Source organism: Rhizobium yanglingense (assembly GCF_977109285.1).
The window spans coordinates 596228-613488 of sequence record NZ_CDSAWY010000004.1 but is presented as its reverse complement, the minus strand read 5'-3'; the positions used below and the strand labels follow the sequence as shown (position 1 = coordinate 613488).

Here is a 17261-nt window from a genome sequence, read left to right as displayed (position 1 = left end):
TCAAATGCGCGTCTATTACGATCGTGATGCCGATCTCAACCTCATCAAGTCCAAGAAGGTCGCCGTCATCGGCTACGGTTCGCAGGGCCGCGCCCACGCGCTGAACCTGAAGGACAGCGGCGCCGGCAACGTCGTCATCGCGCTCAAGGCTGGTTCGCCGACCGTCAAGAAGGCCGAAGCCGACGGCTTTAAGGTTATGACGGTTGCAGAAGCCGCCAAGTGGGCCGACCTGATGATGATGGCGACGCCTGACGAGCTGCAGGCCGACATCTACAAGTCGGAAATCGCTGCCAACATCCGCGACGGCGCCGCCATCGCTTTCGCACACGGTCTTAACGTCCACTTCGGCCTCATCGAGCCGAAGGCTTCTGTTGACGTCGTCATGATCGCGCCGAAGGGCCCGGGCCATACGGTTCGCGGCGAATACCAGAAGGGCGGCGGCGTTCCCTGCCTCGTTGCCGTTCACCAGAACGCGTCCGGCAATGCGCTTGAACTCGCTCTCTCCTACGCCTGCGGCGTCGGCGGCGGCCGTTCGGGCATCATCGAGACCAATTTCCGCGAAGAATGCGAAACCGACCTCTTCGGCGAACAGGTCGTTCTATGCGGCGGTCTCGTCGAGCTCATCCGCGCTGGTTTCGAAACGCTGGTCGAAGCCGGCTACGCTCCGGAAATGGCGTATTTCGAGTGCCTGCACGAAGTGAAGCTGATCGTCGACCTGATCTATGAAGGCGGCATCGCCAACATGAACTACTCGATCTCGAACACGGCCGAGTGGGGCGAATATGTCACCGGCCCGCGCATCATCACCGAAGAAACCAAGGCCGAAATGAAGCGCGTCCTGAAAGACATCCAGACCGGCAAGTTCACGTCGGAATGGATGCAGGAATACCGCGCCGGCGGCTCGCGCTTCAAGGGCATCCGCCGCGTCAACGACTCGCACCAGATCGAAGAAGTCGGCGCGAAGCTCCGCGGCATGATGCCGTGGATCGGCAAGAACAAGCTGGTCGACAAGAGCGTGAACTAAGCGCGTCTCGACTGCTGGAATCGGAAGGGCCGGGGCGGAAGCTCCGGCCCTTTCATTATTGTGCTCGCAGGTGAAGCCAGCGCGTCGGCTTGTTATCGTAGCCGCTACCATCGGCTTCATCGATGGTGATGTTCCGCCAGCCGCCGGCCATCAGCAATTCGGACAGACAGGCCGCGGAAAGGTAGTTATAATACCGGCCGAAGCTATCGTGTCCCTCTGCCGTCCCCGCCTTGAAGCTTGCATGGAGCGCGCCGCCATCCTTCAGCGCCTGGCGGATACGGGCTAGCACAGCGGGCAAGTCCTTTCGCGGCACATGCAGCAAGCTGGCCTCGGCCCAGACGCCGTCGAATTCGTCTTTGGCTTCCAACTCCTCGAAGCGCATCACCTTGACGGGCTTGCCGATCAGTTTTTCAGCTTGCTTGGCCAGTTCCGCAGAGCCATCCGTCGCCATCACGTCGAAGCCTTTGGAGAGCATATAGGCACTATCTTGTCCACCGCCGCAACCGAGTTCAAGGATGCGGGCGCCGGAAGGTAGGGCGCAGAGAAACGCGTCGAGCCGCGCTGTCGGCAGCTTGCGGTTCCGCGAGGCATAGACGTCGGCATTTTCGTCATAGAATGAGGGCGTCATCAAGCTTTCTCGAAATATGCGGTACGCTCCAAATCTTTGAAGTGAGCGTCCAGCGTTAAAATCGGCATCGTGAAGCTGTGCCGTCGCATAGACGATAGCGTCGGCCATGGCCAGCTTGTGAGAGGCCGAGACCTCTGACGCCCGCCGGGCGAGCGTTGTATCGAGTGGTACGACGATGCATGTGGCGGTATAGGCGAAGAAACTATCGACTGCCTCTTCGCCACGAACCCGCTCAAGCCATCTTGCCAGCTCGAACTGCACGATCGTGGGAACGATGCATTGGCTTCGGTCGGGTATTTCGGCTTGAAGGCGTTTGGCAGCCTGGCCCTCAGTCAGCCATTCGATCCAGGCAGAGCTATCGATGAGGCGCATCAAAGCGGTCGTTTCTGTCGCGGTAATTCTCTGGGTTTGCGCCTTGCGCAAGGCCGCGGAGATCGTTCAATCCCGGCACAGGTATTGCATGGGAGTCATGATCCGCTCGATTTCCTTTGTCTCGCTATTCCTGTGCTTGCAGCTTTCGAATACAAGGCCTGAAACTTGTCACCATGACAAGAAAATAGGTCAGTATTATTGACATAAATGCCGCTGCGTGGTCTGGTTGCGGCTATAGAAAATATGAGGAAATGCCCATGTTGAATTGGGAGAATATGTTTGCGACGCGATCGTCGCGCATGCGTGCATCGGAAATCCGCGAGCTGCTGAAGCTTCTTGATCAGCCGGACATCATTTCGTTTGCCGGCGGCATTCCGGATCCGGCGCTGTTTCCCGACAAGGAATTCCAGGCGGCCTATGCCGATATTTTCAATAGTGCGGCAGTCAGCTCGGCGCTGCAGTATTCGGTGAGCGAAGGTTACAAGCCGCTGCGCGAATGGCTGGTGAAGCAGATGACGGCGCTCGATATCCCCTGTGAGCTCGACAATGTCTTCATCGTTTCGGGTTCGCAGCAGGGCCTCGATTATCTTGGCAAGCTCTTCCTGTCGCCGAAGGATACGGCGCTCGTCACCTGGCCGACCTATCTCGGCGCGTTGCAGGCCTTCAATGCATACGAGCCGTCTTACGATCAGTTGACGCCGAACGGCAACCGGACGCCGGATTCCTACCGCGCCACCGCCACCCAGAACGGCGGTAAGGTGAAGTTCGCCTATCTCTCGGCGGACTTCTCGAACCCGACCGGCGAGACCGTCGATCGCGCCGGCCGTGAAAAGGTACTCGAACTTGCGGAAGAACTCGATATAGCCGTTATCGAAGATGCCGCCTATCAGTCCCTGCGTTATGACGGCGAGCCTATCCCGCCGATCCTGGCGCTGGAGATCGCCAAGAAGGGGCATATCGACAACACGCGCACGATCTATTGCGGTAGCTTCTCGAAGACGCTGGCGCCCGGTCTTCGCGTCGGTTTCGTCGTCGCCAACGCGCCGGTTATCCGCAAGCTGGTGCTGATGAAGCAGGCCGCTGACCTGCATTCCTCGACGATCAACCAGATGGCGATCACCCAGGTCGCCGAGCGCGGCTTCGATGCGCAGGTCGCAAAGATCAAGGCGGCCTACAGCCACCGCCGCGACGCGATGCTGGCCGCACTTGCCAAGCATATGCCAGCCGGTATCGCCTGGACGAAGCCGGAAGGCGGCATGTTCATCTGGATCACGCTGCCGAAGGGCATGGACGGTGCGGCGCTGCTTGCAAAATCGATAGAGACCGCAAAGGTCGCCTTCGTTCCTGGCAGGGCCTTCTTTGCCGACGGCTCGGGTGAAAACACGATCCGCGTCAGTTTCTCCTGCGCCAACGACGTTATGATCGACGAAGGCATCGGCCGCCTCGGCAAGCTGATCGCAAAGGAAATCGGCGGCTGAGCGCCGCCGATCCCGAAGCCTAGTTCTTCAGGTGCGGGGCGAACAATTCCATGTCCGCCTCACTCAGACGGTCGCTCGCCGTATTGAGCTGGTGCCAATAGGGATAGATCACCGGCGGCAGGCTGACGTCGTCGAGGCGCCTGCGCTCCTCCTCGGTCAGCTTCAGTTCGGCAGCGGCGAGGTTGTCCTTGAACTGCGCTTCGGTGCGCCCGCCGATGATGACGGAAGTCACGGCCTTGCGGCCGATCAGCCAGGCAAGCGCCACCTGCGCGGCCGATACACTGCGGCTCTCGGCAATCGCCACCAGCGTCTCGACGATATTCCAGAGGCGGTTTTCGTCGCGGATCGGTGGTTCGGTCCATCCGGCGAACTGACGGGTGCCTTCCGGAGCGGCCTGATTGCGGCGATGCTTGCCGGAGAGGAGACCACCCGCCAGCGGGCTCCAGACGAGAACCCCAAGCCCCTGATCGATGCTGACGGGCAGCAGCTCGTATTCGGCGTCGCGGGCTTCGAGCGTATAGTGGATCTGCTGGCTGACGAAGCGCTGGCGCTTGTCCCTTTCGCTAATGCCGAGCGCCTTCATGATGTGCCAGCTTGAAAAGTTCGAGCAGCCGACATAGCGGACCTTGCCCTGGTGAACGAGCGTATCGAGGGCCTCCATGGTTTCTTCGAGCGGCGTCTGGCCGTCCCATTCGTGAAGCTGATAGAGATCGATGACATCGGTCTTCATGCGCTTGAGGCTTGCCTCGCAGGCCGCGATCAGGTGCTGGCGCGACGAGCCCGCATCGTTCGGGCCGTCGCCCATCGGGAAGCGCGCCTTAGTCGCGATCAGCACGCCGTTCTTGCGCTTGCCGCCGAGGACTTCGCCAAGAATTTCCTCCGAGACGCCGGCCGAATAGACATCGGCGGTGTCGATCAGGTTGACGCCCGCATCGAGGCACAGATCGACAAGGCGGCGGGCTTCGGAAACGCCGAGATCGCCGACCATCTTCGCCCAGCCCTTGCCGCCGAAGGTCATCGTGCCCATCGTCACGGTCGAAATCTTGAGGCCCGAGCGGCCAAGTAGACGATATTCCATTGCTCATCTCCCAAATTCAAAATCAAAAAAGAAACGCGGGTTAGAAAATAGCGGGGTACCCTCGTGGTCAAGTGCGGCTCGCGCCAGTATTCGCGGAGGCCCATGGCCGACTGTCACAATCATGTTATTCGGCCTCTCTATGGAACCGTCATGTTCATCATGAGGGAATTGCCATGAAGAAGGTCTCCATCTTTGCCGCATTGCTGGCTGCAGGTCTCGTTTCCGTTTCGGCTGAGGCTGCCAATCTCGTGCTTTATACCAGCCAGCCGAACGAGGACGCGCAGGCGACGGTCGATGGCTTCATGGCCGCAAATCCGGACGTCAAGGTTGACTGGGTGCGCGACGGCACGCCGAAGATCATGGCGAAGTTGCAGGCCGAGATCGAAGCCGGCAACCCGGTTGCCGACGTGCTGCTGATCGCCGATACGGTGACGCTGGAGCGCCTCAAGGAGGCCGGCAAGCTGCTCGCCTACAAGTCGCCGGAAGCCGCAAGCTACGACGCCGCTCTCTACGATGCTGACGGCCACTACTATTCCACGAAGCTGATCACCACCGGCATCATGTACAATACCTCGGCCTCGATGAAGCCGGCGAGCTGGAAGGATCTGACGAAACCCGAAGCCAAGGGCCTCGTTGCCATGCCGAGCCCGCTGACCTCGGGTGCCGCGCTCATCCACGCCCAGACGCTGGCTGCAGTCGATGGCCTCGGCTGGGACTACTACAAGGCGCTTGCCGCTAACGGTGCCATTGCTGCGGGCGGCAACGGCGCTGTCTTGAAGTCGGTCGCCTCGGGCGAAAAGGCCTATGGCATGGTCGTCGACTATATGCCGATCCGCGAAAAGGCAAAGGGTGCACCCGTCGAGTTCGTCTTCCCGCAAGAGGGTGTTTCGGCCGTGACCGAGCCGGTCGGCATTCTGGCAAGCACCAAGAACGCCGAAGCGGCGAAAAAATTCGTCGACTACGTGCTGTCCGAAAAGGGTCAGGAAGGCTTCCTGAAGCTCGGCTATATTCCGGCCCGCAACGGTATGAAGCTGCCGGAAGGCTTCCCTGCACGCGACAGCATCAAGGTGCTGCCGATCAAGGCTGGCGAAGCGCTGAAGAATACCGATCAGGATCTGAAGACCTTCTCGGGCATCTACGGATCGAACTGATCACCACCGGATACCCGATGCAGGGATATGTTCGTGCAGGAAGCAGCCAGCCGGCCTGGTTGTTTCCTCTCATCATTCTGGTGGTTCTGATCCTCAGCGTGCTGCCGCTGGCGCGGCTTGCCGTTGCAGGCATCGCCGCGTTGGCAAATGGCGGCGTGTCTGCCGTGCTTGCCGATCCCGCACTCTGGTCAGCCACCTATTACACGATCGTCACCGCCATCCTCGGCACGGTGATTTCACTCGTCATCGGCTGCGCCTTCGCATTTCTGCTGACACTGACGGATATTCGCGGGAAGGGGCTGTTGAGCTTCCTCTTCGTGCTGCCGATGATGATCCCGCCGCAGGTGACGGCTCTCGCCTGGGTGCAGATGTCCGGCCCGTCGAGCCCGCTTCTCAAAGCGCTGCATATCGCGCCGCCGCTCGGCTCCCCGCAACCGCTTTATTCGGTCGGCGGTATTGCGCTGCTCTATGGCGTGCAGCACGCGCCGCTCGTCTACCTGGCTCTGAGGGCCGGGCTGATGGCGCTGCCGCGCGACGGCGTCGAGGCCGCGCGGCTTTCCGGCGCATCCAGCTTTCGTGTCTTTCGCGATATCATCCTGCCACTGTCGCTGCCCGGTGTCATCGCGGGTGCGGCGATCTCGTTTGTCTCCTGCACCGGCAATTTCGGCATCCCGGCGATCCTCGGCATTCCTGCCTCGATCTACACCTTACCGACGCTGATCTTCTCGAAATTCTCGGCCTTCACCAGCCGCACATTCGGCGAAGTCGCGCTGCTGTCGGCCATCATCGCGATTATCTCCGTCGCCGGGCTTGCGATCCAGGATCGGGCCTTGCGCGGCCGAGACTATCGCGTGCTTGGCCTTTCGGGTGCGACTGCTACCTTCGATCTCGGTGGCTGGAAATATCTGTTCGCGCCGCTGCTTTGGGTCATCTTGTTCTTCATGCTGGCCGCACCGTTCTTCGCGTTGCTCGCCGGCGCGCTGGTGCCGGCCTATGGCGTGCCACTGACCTTCAAGACCATCTCCTTCAACGCTTTTCATGAAGTCCTCTTTCGCCAGGCGGTGACGCGGACGGCCTTCGTCAATTCGCTTTCTCTTGCGGCCGGAACGGCTATGTGTCTCCTGCTGGTGACTGTTCTGTCGGCCTATGCGTTGACGCGGCGCAGAGATGCGGTTTCGCGCGCCGTCTCAAGTCTGATTGAGATACCCTATTCGCTGCCGGGCATCGTCATTGCCGTTTGCTTCATCCTCGTCTTCGCCGCGCCGCTGCCGGTTCTCAACATCACGTTCTACGGCACGATCTGGATCATCCTGATCGCTTACCTCTCCAGCTTCTTTGCCGTCAGCCTGAAGCCGGTCGTCAGCGCGTTCCATCAGCTCGATCCGGCGCTGGAGGAGGCAGCGCGGCTTTCCGGCGCAGGCTTCTTCCGCCGGCTGAGGGATATCATCGTGCCGCTGATTGCGCCTGCGGCTGGCGCCTCGGTCATCCTCGTCTTTCTCATTGCCTGCAACGAACTGACGATTTCGGCGCTGCTCTGGTCTGCGGGCACCCAGACGCTTGGCGTGGCGATCTACAATCTCGATGACAGCGGCAGTTCGGATCTGGCGTCTGCGCTTTCCGTGCTTATCGTCCTGATGGTCATCGTCATGATGCTGCTTCTGGAATTGCTGGCAAAGCGGCTGCCCAAGGGAGTGGTGCCATGGCGAAGCTGATCCTCAATCATGTCGGCAAGGATTTCGGCACTGGAAAACCAGCGGTGAGCGCGCTTTCACTCGATGTGCGCGAGGGTGGATTCCTGGCGCTGCTCGGTCCCTCCGGCTGCGGCAAGACGACGGTGCTGCGAATGATTGCAGGTTTCGAGACGCCGACCGACGGCTCGATCCATCTCGGCGAGCGGCTGCTTGCCGACGCGTCGCAATCCCTGCCGCCCGAACGGCGCAACATGGCGATGGTCTTCCAGTCCTACGCGCTCTGGCCGCATATGAATGTCGCCGATAATGTCGGTTATCCGCTGAAGGTGCGCGGCATTGTGGGCGAAGCCTATCGCCGGAAGGTGCGAGACGCCCTTTCGACCGTGCGGCTTGCGGAATACGCCGAGCGGCGTCCCGCCGACCTTTCCGGCGGCCAGCGCCAGCGCGTGGCGCTGGCGCGCTGCCTGGTGACATCGCCGGATGTGGTTCTACTCGACGAGCCGCTCGCCAATCTCGACCGGCACCTGAAGCAGGAAATGGAAGAGAGTTTCCGCGAGTTTCATTTGCGCTCCGGCGCCACCATGATCTATGTGACGCACGACCAGAGTGAGGCCATGGCGCTTGCAACGGACGTCGCGGTGATGTCGGAGGGCCACCTGCTGCAGGTCGCGCCGCCTGCCGAGATCTATGCACGCCCGGAAGGCCGGATGGTCGGCGGATTGATCGGGCGAGGGGCGATCCTGACTATGCGGTCCCCTGGCGGTGATAAGCGTAATTTCGATTGGAATGCGCTGCAGGCCATCATTCTAGATCAACCGGGCGAGGGGCCGCAGATCGATATGCTCGTGCGTCCGGAAGACGTCCTGCTCGGCGGCGGGGGCATTCCGGCCACGGTGGAATCGGTTCTCTATGAAGGCGAGCGTTATGCGCTGAAACTCGCCCTGGCGGACGGCCAGATGCTGCGCGCCTTCAGCCGCACGGCGGTGCAGGCGGGCGATGCGCTGAAGATTGCGATCCGTTCGGCATGGCGGCTCTGATTTCCGTCTCGCTGCCTTCCCGAATGCCTCTTTCGTCTCTACAAATGACATAACGCCAACCGGAAATGTTCGATGTCGCTTCGCATTGCCACATTCAACGTCGAAAACCTGATGACGCGTTTCGATTTTACCGGTTTTCGCAACCAACTGCGCCAGGACCGCGTCATCAAGCTTTTTGAGATACAGAGCGAAGGCGTCTACCAGCAGCTCGAGCAAGCGCGGGTCGTCGCCTCGACCGACGATACCCGTCAGATGACGGCGCTTGCGATCGCCGATGCCGATGCGGACATTCTCTGCCTGCAGGAAATCGATAGCATGGGGGCACTGCGGGCCTTCGAGTACGGCTATCTTTTCCGGATGGTGGGAACCGGCTACCGGCAGAAGTATCTCGTCAAGGGTAATGACAGCCGCGGCATCGATGTCGCGGTCCTCGTACGGGAGGAAACGCACGACGGCCAGAAGATCGAACTGAAGGAGATCAAGAGCCACGCGATGCTCACCTATCGCGAGCTCGATCTGTTCAACGATCAATTGGCGCTCACCAATCGTATCGACGACAAGATCTTCAAGCGCGACTGCCTGGAACTCGATCTCTCGATCGGCGGTGTGGCGCTGACGCTTTATGTCGTGCATTTCAAGTCGATGGATGGGCCGCGCACCAACGGCGTCAGCAGCCGGCAGGCAACGATGCCTGTCCGCCGGGCGGAGGCGCTGGCCGTGCGCCGGATTGTCGAGAGCCGTTTCGGTGCCGGACATACCGCCAGGAAGAATTTCGTGATCTGCGGCGACATGAACGACTACCAGGAGCGCGTCAACGTCATCGGCGTGCGTCGCAGCGGATACCGTTTCGAACACACGGACGAAACCGAAAGTGCGCTCGACGTGTTCAGCCATGACGGCTTTGCCGAGAATGTCGCGCGCCGCCGCGATCCGCTCGACCGCTGGACGCTCTACCACGCGCGGGGACCGGAAGAGCAATGGCTTTGCCAGCTCGACTATCTCTGGCTCTCGCCGGCGCTTGCGCAAGCGAACACCGGCCGGATGCCGGAGATCATCCGCAACGGTCAGCCCTTCCGCACTATCTTTCCGCCCGGCCAGGAAGTCGAGCGCTATCCGCGCACCGGCTGGGATCGGCCGAAAGCCTCCGACCATTGCCCCGTCGTCATGACACTGGATTTGACATGAGTTTTGCATTTTCGGATGATCTTAGCGGCTGGCCGCCGGAGAAGACTGTTTTTCCTGTCGCCTCCATCGACCTTCGCGTGCTGGCGGGCGAGCATCCTTATCACCTGCAGAATGCAGCACTCGCGAGCGAGAACTGGAAGCGCGAGATATCGGCCAAACCGGAGCTTTTCGATGGTCGTATGGTGTTTCAGCATCAGCTTGCGTTGAACGATGGCGGCATTGCGGGCAGGGGTCACATCATTCCCTTCTCCACCTTTCTGTGGTGGCGCAAGCAGGCAGAGCGCCGCGGCGGCATCCACCTTTTTGCCTTCGGCATCATGGTCTCGTCAGATGGCGCGATCATCGCCGTGCGCATGGGCGCGCATACGGCAAATGCCGGTCAGGTCTATTGCGCCGCTGGCTCGCTGGACCTCGATGATATCGCCGGCGGCCGTTGCGACCTCGAGGGCAATATGCGCCGCGAAGTGCTCGAGGAGACAGGCATGGAACTTCGCAATGCAACGCCGGATACCACTTACTACGCGAGCCATTTCCGCCGCACGGTCACCGTGTTCCGGCTGTTCCGTTTCGGCCTGGCTGCGGACGAAATGATCGAGCGGATTGCGGCCCATATGCTCGTTGCCGAGGACAAGGAAATTGCCGGAGCGGTTGCGATCCGTTCTGCTGATCACTCGGCCTATCCCTATAACGTCGCCATGCTTCCGATCATCGATTGGTATTTCGCTAGTACAAACGAGAGCTAATATCTTGCACTCGTTTCGCCGGTCGGGCAGGTTGCAGGTTCGATGACCGATTAAGGAGGCCGATGTGGCGCGCAGCTACAGCGTCTATGACGTGTTCACCGACCGCAAACTCGCCGGGAATCCGCTGGCCGTCATCTTCGACGGCGACGATCTCAGCGAGGAGGCGATGCAATCGATCGCCCGCGAGATTAATCTCTCCGAGACAGTCTTCGTACGCCCCTCGGCAAATCCAGCCTATACAGCCAAGCTCAGGATTTTCACGCCGGGCCGCGAACTGCCCTTCGCCGGCCACCCGACCGTCGGCACGGCGATTGCCCTTGCCGAAGAGGCGCACGGGCGCGACATGACGCTCGATCTCGTTTCGGTATTGGAGGAAAATGTCGGGCCGGTGCGCTGCGCGGTCCGGCTGCGGCGGGGCGAGGTGAGCTTTGCCGAATTCGATCTTCCGCGGAAATCGCAGCAGATCAATATGCCGCTCGAAAAGCTCGGCATCGCCAATGCGCTGTCGCTCAAGGTGACGGAGATCGGTTTCGAAAATCACGTGCCCTCGATCTGGAGCGCTGGCGTTCCTTTCCTGCTCGTGCCGGTTCACGATGTCGGAGTTGCAAAACGGCTGGAATTCGATCCGCAGCTCTTTGAAAAGACCGTGCCCTTCGTCGACGGTTCGCTGGCCTCGGCCTACATCTACTGCCGCGCCGGCGTCAACCATTCGGCGAAGTTCCACGCGCGTATGTTTGCAAGCGACATGGGGATATCCGAGGATCCCGCAACCGGCTCCGCAGTCGCGGCACTTTCGGGAGCGATCCACCATTTCGACCGGCTGCCGGACGGCCATCATCCGATCACGATTGAACAGGGGGTGGAGATGGGGCGGCCATCCTTCATCCACCTGCATGTCGACGTCGAGGCCGGCACCATCTCCAATGCCCGGATCGGCGGGCAGGCGGTGCGCCTTGCCACGGGTACGCTCGACCTTTGATTTCATTCCCATTTCAGCCATGCAGAAAAATCTTCGAAATTAATCAAAGAATTTTCCGCAGGGCGCTAGACAAGGCCTGCGATCCTGTTTATACGCCCCGTCACACCGCGCAGCCAAGCGCGAACGGGTGATTAGCTCAGTTGGTAGAGCAGCTGACTCTTAATCAGCGGGTCGTAGGTTCGAGCCCTACATCACCCACCATTTTCCCTATGACGCAGGGCTTTCAGTAGAACCGTAAGAACGAACAAACGTTTCGTAAGGCGGCTGTTTTGCTGTACGCCGCCTCACTGCCTTAATGCATGCCATTCGGCCAGTCGGACTGCTGTTACCAGCGCCTAGGCGTGAGCGTGCGGATGATGAACATCCCAGACTGCCCATAGCGATATCGCAGCGACGAGCACCCCCATGATGACGGCCGTCCACATCGCTGCTGCGCTGGCCGCAAAGCCGAGCGCCCATGGCGAGGCAATCAACCACAGGCCGACTACCAGGTTTGCCCATTCCTCCCATTCGGCGAAAGCCGAAAGCGCCGTGATCGCCAGGGCGCCGAGAATGATGCCGACGATCCATGCGTTCCAGGTCGGCGCGGCTTCAGCCGCAAAGCCGACAACCCATGGCGAGATGAACAAGCATACCGCCAGGACCAGGTTGACCCAATCCTGTATCTTTCTTCCTTCCATCAGTGTGTTTGGCATAACAACCTCCCAGCATGATGCCTAGCTAAGCATCATTCCCGCGTGCACTGCACGCCTATTTATATAAGTAATTTCTGATGTTCATCATTCAAGTGGCTGCGCCGATGAGGCCTTCGCGTCGAATGGCGATCTTCGTATTCATGATTTGGGACTGAAGACCGGAGTTGTTCGACCCATTGGCATTGATTTTGCCGTTTTGTGTAACATGTTCACGGCATTGCCAATTCCTATCAGGGGAAATCGATGCCGAAATCCATGCTCGCCTTCGCCTGCCTCGCGGCACTGCTGCTTTCGTCTTGCGGAAATACGGCCTGGGGCCTAAAGCGTGATGGCCAGGAAGCGAGCCGCGCTATGGACGACGCGTCGCATCGCGTGCTGTCATCTGGTTCGAAAAAAAGGTAGATGTTGGGCGAAGTGGGAGGCAGCATGGGCTGCCCCTTGCTTTTGCGTTTCAGTCTTGATCCTACCGAAGCGTTGCTGCTGACGGCGTAATTGCCGGTTCCTTCGGCGAGAAGATGATGAAGGCGAAGAGCAGAGCGCCGGCGAAGATGATCAGTGACGAAACGGCGACGACCGGCTCCATGGCCGCATTCGCCCGCAGCATCATGTAGAGCGCCGGGACCAATACCGTAAGGCCCGCTGTGTAGATGTAATACTGGATCATAGCGATGCGGCGTTCCGCTTTCTTCGGGTTCAGTGCATGATACCCCCCGAAAATTGCCATGCTGACCCAGCCCAAGAGATTACAGTGGGCATGGGCGCCGATGACGGTATGATCGTGGGAAATGGCCATGTTCAAACCGATGGCGATCCCGATAATGAAGAAGACGATTGCGGTCTTGAAGTAAAGTTCTGCTACGCGTGGCATGAGTTCCCCCTATGTTTTATCCATGTAAAGAATACCACTTCCTTGCGGGGGGGAAATACGGAAGGTGAAAGTAAATCCACATCCCTTGCAGGGAGAGACGCACTGCTCTCTTCGCGGCAGCGGCTCTTTGCTTGGCCAACGGCGGCCCCTGATTTCGTCCTCTGTCCGCGAAGTATGGTTAATTTTTTAACTATCTCGGGGATATGACGGAACGGAAGCGTGCCGTCGGCCGTTAAGGCGGCGAACCGGAGGAGCCCATGATCTTTAAAATCGTTACCGCCAAATCCGAAGTCGAAACCGACGACACCGGCACCTATCCCGACGGTATCTTCGAATCGAACCGCATCGATTTCAGCGCTCGCCGTAATGACCGCTATTCTTCATCGCATGAGCGTGATTATGGTCCGAGCCGCAAGGTTGCGGTAATCCCGCTGGGCCTTGCCTGAGCCGGGTCAGGCGGTCTTTTCCGTCAGTGCGCGGAATGGAAACTTGCGGCTGCATTCGCAGCGGATGATGTAGGTTTCCTGGAAATTCGAGGATTTTTGCTCGAAGAAGCCTTTGGGCAGCTGATCGACACGAAACGCGGGATTCTTGCGCGAAGGGTGGTCGTCCTCCGAGGCCTCGGCGAAGCCGGTATTGCCGCATTGCGGGCAGGTCAGCTTTTTCGAAAAACGGTCGCGTGCGGCCATCGGCTTCCTTTTCATTTTCATCGCGTCATACAGCTGAAAGCCTGCACATGAAAGCCAGAATGCTTTCATGTAGCGGCACCAGCCCATTTAAGGTGCCGGCGCTTCGATCTGGGGCGGGGGTCGTGTAGAGCCGGTCGTTGCCTGATCAGGACCGGGTGAAATGGCTATGCTGCCAATGATGATGACAACGACGATTGCTCCGGCGATCCCGAAGGTCCAGATCAGCCAGCTCCGGCGCTCCTCCGCCAGTAGGCGCGTTTCTTCCTCGGCGGGCGACGGCGGGACGGGCTCACCGCATTCCTTGGGTTCATCAGTCATGAAAACTCCCTCTTTTATCTGGAACAAGCGCCTCTCCGGATTGTTCCGTTGCCGAAGGAGCTAAAGACTGTCCCGGCTTTCGAATAGCAGCGAGCGAGGGCCGGACTATGGCCACTGCGGGCCTATTCGGCAGGATGTTCCACGCCGTCGAAGTTGGCTTCTGCAAGCTCCGCCGTTGCAGAGACGGGGGCCTGATTGTCCACCGAGACGACGGCGGCCGGAAGCGGCGTGCCGCGCTTGCGTTCGCGGGCGAGTGTGAGCAAGCCCGAGCAGATGATCAAAACGATGCCGGCGGCCATCGGGAGATCGATGGTATCATCAAAGATGAGATAGCCGAAGACGATTGCCCAGATCATCTGGCTGTACTGAGGCGGGGCGACGAGGTTTGCGGGCGCGAAGCGGGCCGCCGTCATGAGAAGCACGTTGCCGATCGCCCCAAGAATGCCATAGCTCGCCATGAAGAGCCACTCGCGCGGCGTCGGAATGGCAATATCCGAGAGCATCAGAAGGCCGCTGACGATCAGCGTTCCGAGAAGCCCGGCGCCATAGAGCGAAATGCGCTTTTCGGCAGGCCCCATTGCCCGCAGGATGACGATGGAAATAGCTGCGCTCAAGCCGCCGATTGCGGCCGCCAGATGGCCCGCCGACAATTCGCGAAAGCCGGGCCTCAACACGATCAGCACGCCGATGAAACCGACGACGACAGCCGTCCAGCGCTGCCAGCGCACGTCTTCCTTAAGAAAGATGACCGAGAGAATCGTCACGAAGGAGGGCAGCAGGAAGAGGAGACAGAAGGCCTCCGCCATCGGCAGCTTTGTGAAGGCGATGATCGAGGCGATCGCGCCGATCGCTCCGCAGACGAAGCGAAGCGCCCACAGTATGCGGTTCGATGTCTGGACGATATCGAGCCAGGAATCATCCCGCGCTTTGATCACCGGCAAAACGACCAGGCCGAAGATCGAGCCGATGAAGGCCACCTGGTAAGACGAAATCGCACCGTGAAGGATCTTGATCGAGGCATCGCTGAAAGCGAAGACTGCATAGGCGGCGAATGCGACGAGGACTCCGCGGAGCGGCGAATGGGTCGGGGACATGTTCTCGAATCGAACTTGAGGCGGTTGTCTTCCGAATACGAAAAAAACCTTACGGAGAGCAGATGCGGTTGCGAATAGCTGCCATGCGAATGGGCACTGCTCTTTCCGTCTACGTCAATTCGCTGCGAAGCTCTGCTCCGTATTCACGGTAGATGCTCAGGCAATCCGTGTAGCTTAGCGAACCGTGCTCACCGTAGATGATATGGACGGCCGACGCATCGGTTGCCGCTTGTTCGGAGACGAAGAGGATCGCCTCGCCAAGCGACTTGCCGGTGATGGGTAGGTCAGTTCCGTCTTCCTGTGTCATTCCCTTGACGATGGCTGCAATCTTGCGATGGCTGAAAACGGCGCGGCGGTCTTCCGGCGTCATCGAAATATCCTCGGTTGAATTCCGGCGCGGCGAAATCTGCCGCCCCGGTCATCATCAAACGTTTGTGAAGCCAATTTGTGCCGTTGATGCGTACAGGATCGCGCAGGAAACCGGAAATTGTAAGCGGCATGGACCGTTTTGACTTTTCCCGGCCGCGTAAGGAGCGTATTCAGGGTGCCGAATTCCTGCCTGCCCGGTCCCCAGCGGCGATACGCACTTCTCCTCCCCAATGCACAATGGCATATCGATGACAACAGTACAGACGAGTGAAAAAACGGACGAAGCGCCGAGCGCAGGTCAGGCGAAGATCGTTGCGCTGGTCGTCGCCGTATCGTTCTTCATGCAAATCCTCGACGGCACGATCGTCGCGACCTCGTTGCCGCAGATGGCGGCGAGCTTCGGCGTGCAGCCGGTCTCGATGAGCATCGGCATCACCGTCTACATGCTGACCATGTCGGCTTTCATCCCGCTTTCCGGCTGGCTTGGCGACCGTTTCGGTGCGCGGCGGATATTCCTGGCGTCGATTGGAGTCTTCACCGGGGCATCGCTCTTCTGCGGCCTTTCCGGCAGTCTTACGGAATTCATCGTCGCGCGTGCGATCCAGGGCGCCGGAAGTGCGCTGATGACGCCGGTCGGACGGATCATCGTTTTGAAGAATGCGCCGAAGTCTGAATTGGTCAATGCGATCGCGCTCATCACCTGGCCGGCGCTGACGGCTCCGGTCATCGGACCGGTGCTCGGCGGCTTCATCACAACCTATGCAAGCTGGCACTGGAACTTCCTGATCAATATTCCGATCGGCCTTCTCGGCATGGCGCTCGTGCTGCGCTTCGTGCCGGAGCAGCGCGAAGAGAACCCGGGTCGTCTCGATGTGCTGGGCTTCATCCTGAGCGGTGCCGGAATGACATTCGTGCTTGCCGCGCTCGAGCTCTCCGTGAAGCGGGAAGGCAGTCTTCTTCTGGTCCTTGCAATGTTTGCAACCGGCATCGTGCTTTCCGTCATGGCCACCCGGCATTTCCTGAAGGTGGAAAATCCGCTGCTCGACCTCTCGGCGTTCAAGGTCCAGAGCTTTGCGATTTCGACGCTCTCTGCGGGCACGGCCTGCCGGGTAGCGATCAACGCCACGCCCTTCCTGCTGCCGCTGTTGTTCCAGCTCGGCTTCGGTTTGAACTCGATTGCCGCGGGCACATACCTGCTGGTTTATTTTCTCGGCAATCTCGGCATGAAAGCAGTGACCACGCCGCTGCTTGCGCGGTTCGGATTCCGCAATGTTCTTTGCGTGAATGGGCTGATTGCGGCTTTATGCATCATTGCGTGCGGCTTTTTCACGCCGGATACGCCGCTGGCGGTGATCTACGCGATCCTGCTTGCGGCCGGTCTTTCACGCTCGATGGAGTTTACCGCGCTGAACACGCTTGCTTTCGCCGATATCAGTCCGGCGCAGCGCAGCTCTGCCTCGACATTATCAAGCATGCTCCAGCAGGCCGCCATGCTGCTCGGCGTCGCTGTTGCGGCGGCTCTGCTTAATATCTCAACCGCGCTTCGCGCGGCGCCGGAGCCTGCGCTTATCGATTTCCGCTGGGCCTTTTTGGCGGTCGGCCTGATGGGGATCGTGTCGTCGTTACGCTTTTTCAGTTTGCCTGCAGATGCCGGCGCGGAAGTCTCCAAGCACAAGCGCTTTCAAGAAAAGTGAAGGCGATGGAACCATTCCGGTCCGGCTGCGTTTAGTTTCGGGTTTGCGCATCTTTCTGCGTTCGCAGTATCTTTTTATCCCGCGGAGTCTCCAGCGGGCGGGGTCACATTGCCGGCATGATTTCAAATGCGAACTTCCTTCGATTGAAGGTCTGCAGGGGGATAGAGG

19 protein-coding genes, 1 tRNA gene and 1 pseudogene are annotated in these 17261 nt (G+C 59.7%); 12 read left to right on the top strand and 9 right to left on the bottom strand.

Translation table 11 applies throughout. The features are described from left to right. Positions 1-4 precede the first annotated feature (4 nt). Positions 5-1024, top strand: coding sequence for a ketol-acid reductoisomerase (gene ilvC, locus ACW4PC_RS08035; protein ID WP_022714456.1), 1020 nt, complete (start codon positions 5-7; stop codon positions 1022-1024). A 55-nt stretch (positions 1025-1079) separates the two neighbouring features. Here ilvC and ACW4PC_RS08030 read toward each other — a convergent pair whose 3' ends face one another. Beyond that, on the bottom strand, positions 1080-1652 hold the full coding sequence (locus ACW4PC_RS08030; protein ID WP_455873637.1) for a class I SAM-dependent methyltransferase: 573 nt from the start codon (positions 1650-1652) through the stop codon (positions 1080-1082). Between the two features lie 120 nt (positions 1653-1772). Next, positions 1773-2024 (bottom strand): annotated as a pseudogene (locus tag ACW4PC_RS08025) (PIN domain-containing protein); the annotation flags it as partial. 257 nt (positions 2025-2281) lie between these two features. Between ACW4PC_RS08025 and ACW4PC_RS08020 the strand changes: the two are divergent. Further along, positions 2282-3502 carry an aminotransferase-like domain-containing protein gene (locus ACW4PC_RS08020; RefSeq protein WP_455873423.1) on the top strand — a complete coding sequence of 407 codons (1221 nt, stop codon included), beginning with the start codon at positions 2282-2284 and terminating at the stop codon, positions 3500-3502. A gap of 19 nt (positions 3503-3521) precedes the next feature. On the opposite strand, the gene ACW4PC_RS08015 is transcribed toward ACW4PC_RS08020, so the two are convergent. Next, a complete protein-coding gene (locus ACW4PC_RS08015) occupies positions 3522-4580 on the bottom strand; it encodes an aldo/keto reductase (RefSeq protein WP_455873422.1) in 1059 nt (352 codons plus the stop codon). Positions 4581-4753: 173 nt separating this feature from the next. On the opposite strand from ACW4PC_RS08015, the gene ACW4PC_RS08010 reads away from it, so the two are divergent. From ACW4PC_RS08010 to ACW4PC_RS07980, 7 genes are all read left to right on the top strand, one after another. Continuing rightward, positions 4754-5731: an ABC transporter substrate-binding protein gene (locus ACW4PC_RS08010; protein WP_455873421.1), complete on the top strand. Its 978-nt coding sequence runs from the start codon at positions 4754-4756 to the stop codon at positions 5729-5731. A 17-nt stretch (positions 5732-5748) separates the two neighbouring features. Beyond that, positions 5749-7443, top strand: a complete 1695-nt coding sequence (locus ACW4PC_RS08005; protein ID WP_455873420.1) for an ABC transporter permease — start codon at positions 5749-5751, stop codon at positions 7441-7443. Continuing rightward, positions 7431-8459 carry an ABC transporter ATP-binding protein gene (locus ACW4PC_RS08000; protein ID WP_455873419.1) on the top strand — a complete coding sequence of 343 codons (1029 nt, stop codon included), beginning with the start codon at positions 7431-7433 and terminating at the stop codon, positions 8457-8459. Before ACW4PC_RS08005 ends, ACW4PC_RS08000 begins: the two co-directional genes overlap by 13 nt. A 72-nt stretch (positions 8460-8531) precedes the next feature. After that, the gene (locus ACW4PC_RS07995) at positions 8532-9644 is read left to right on the top strand and encodes an endonuclease/exonuclease/phosphatase family protein (RefSeq protein WP_455873418.1); all 1113 of its coding nucleotides are present in this window, start codon (positions 8532-8534) and stop codon (positions 9642-9644) included. Beyond that, positions 9641-10387 carry an NUDIX hydrolase gene (locus tag ACW4PC_RS07990; protein ID WP_455873417.1) on the top strand — a complete coding sequence of 249 codons (747 nt, stop codon included), beginning with the start codon at positions 9641-9643 and terminating at the stop codon, positions 10385-10387. The genes ACW4PC_RS07995 and ACW4PC_RS07990 overlap by 4 nt, the downstream gene beginning before the upstream one ends. A gap of 64 nt (positions 10388-10451) precedes the next feature. After that, entirely contained in the window at positions 10452-11366 is a 915-nt protein-coding gene (locus tag ACW4PC_RS07985) for a PhzF family phenazine biosynthesis protein (protein WP_039845266.1), read from the top strand. A 125-nt stretch (positions 11367-11491) separates the two neighbouring features. Next, a tRNA-Lys gene (locus ACW4PC_RS07980) sits at positions 11492-11567 on the top strand. A gap of 134 nt (positions 11568-11701) precedes the next feature. Here ACW4PC_RS07980 and ACW4PC_RS07975 read toward each other — a convergent pair. Next, on the bottom strand, positions 11702-12061 hold the full coding sequence (locus ACW4PC_RS07975) for an SPW repeat protein (protein ID WP_022714913.1): 360 nt from the start codon (positions 12059-12061) through the stop codon (positions 11702-11704). Between the two features lie 243 nt (positions 12062-12304). On the opposite strand from ACW4PC_RS07975, the gene ACW4PC_RS07970 reads away from it, so the two are divergent. Continuing rightward, a complete protein-coding gene (locus tag ACW4PC_RS07970) occupies positions 12305-12463 on the top strand; it encodes an entericidin (protein ID WP_455873416.1) in 159 nt (52 codons plus the stop codon). Positions 12464-12524: 61 nt separating this feature from the next. On the opposite strand, the gene ACW4PC_RS07965 is transcribed toward ACW4PC_RS07970, so the two are convergent. Next, positions 12525-12929, bottom strand: a complete 405-nt coding sequence (locus ACW4PC_RS07965; protein WP_455873415.1) for a hypothetical protein — start codon at positions 12927-12929, stop codon at positions 12525-12527. A 257-nt stretch (positions 12930-13186) separates the two neighbouring features. On the opposite strand from ACW4PC_RS07965, the gene ACW4PC_RS07960 reads away from it, so the two are divergent. Continuing rightward, a complete protein-coding gene (locus ACW4PC_RS07960) occupies positions 13187-13375 on the top strand; it encodes a hypothetical protein (RefSeq protein WP_455873414.1) in 189 nt (62 codons plus the stop codon). 6 nt (positions 13376-13381) lie between these two features. On the opposite strand, the gene ACW4PC_RS07955 is transcribed toward ACW4PC_RS07960, so the two are convergent. The 4 genes from ACW4PC_RS07955 to ACW4PC_RS07940 all read right to left on the bottom strand — a co-directional run bounded on the left by ACW4PC_RS07955 (position 13382) and on the right by ACW4PC_RS07940 (position 15400). Next, positions 13382-13618 (bottom strand): hypothetical protein, encoded by a 237-nt coding sequence (locus tag ACW4PC_RS07955; RefSeq protein ID WP_039846821.1) that lies wholly within the window; start codon positions 13616-13618, stop codon positions 13382-13384. An 87-nt stretch (positions 13619-13705) separates the two neighbouring features. Continuing rightward, on the bottom strand, positions 13706-13936 hold the full coding sequence (locus tag ACW4PC_RS07950) for a hypothetical protein (protein WP_455873413.1): 231 nt from the start codon (positions 13934-13936) through the stop codon (positions 13706-13708). A 122-nt stretch (positions 13937-14058) separates the two neighbouring features. After that, positions 14059-15030, bottom strand: coding sequence for a DMT family transporter (locus ACW4PC_RS07945; protein WP_455873412.1), 972 nt, complete (start codon positions 15028-15030; stop codon positions 14059-14061). Positions 15031-15139: 109 nt separating this feature from the next. Then, positions 15140-15400, bottom strand: coding sequence for a hypothetical protein (locus ACW4PC_RS07940; RefSeq protein ID WP_039845259.1), 261 nt, complete (start codon positions 15398-15400; stop codon positions 15140-15142). A gap of 247 nt (positions 15401-15647) precedes the next feature. Here ACW4PC_RS07940 and ACW4PC_RS07935 point away from each other — a divergent pair, with 247 nt between their 5' ends. Continuing rightward, positions 15648-17093 carry a DHA2 family efflux MFS transporter permease subunit gene (locus tag ACW4PC_RS07935; protein ID WP_455873411.1) on the top strand — a complete coding sequence of 482 codons (1446 nt, stop codon included), beginning with the start codon at positions 15648-15650 and terminating at the stop codon, positions 17091-17093. Positions 17094-17261: the final 168 nt, after the last annotated feature.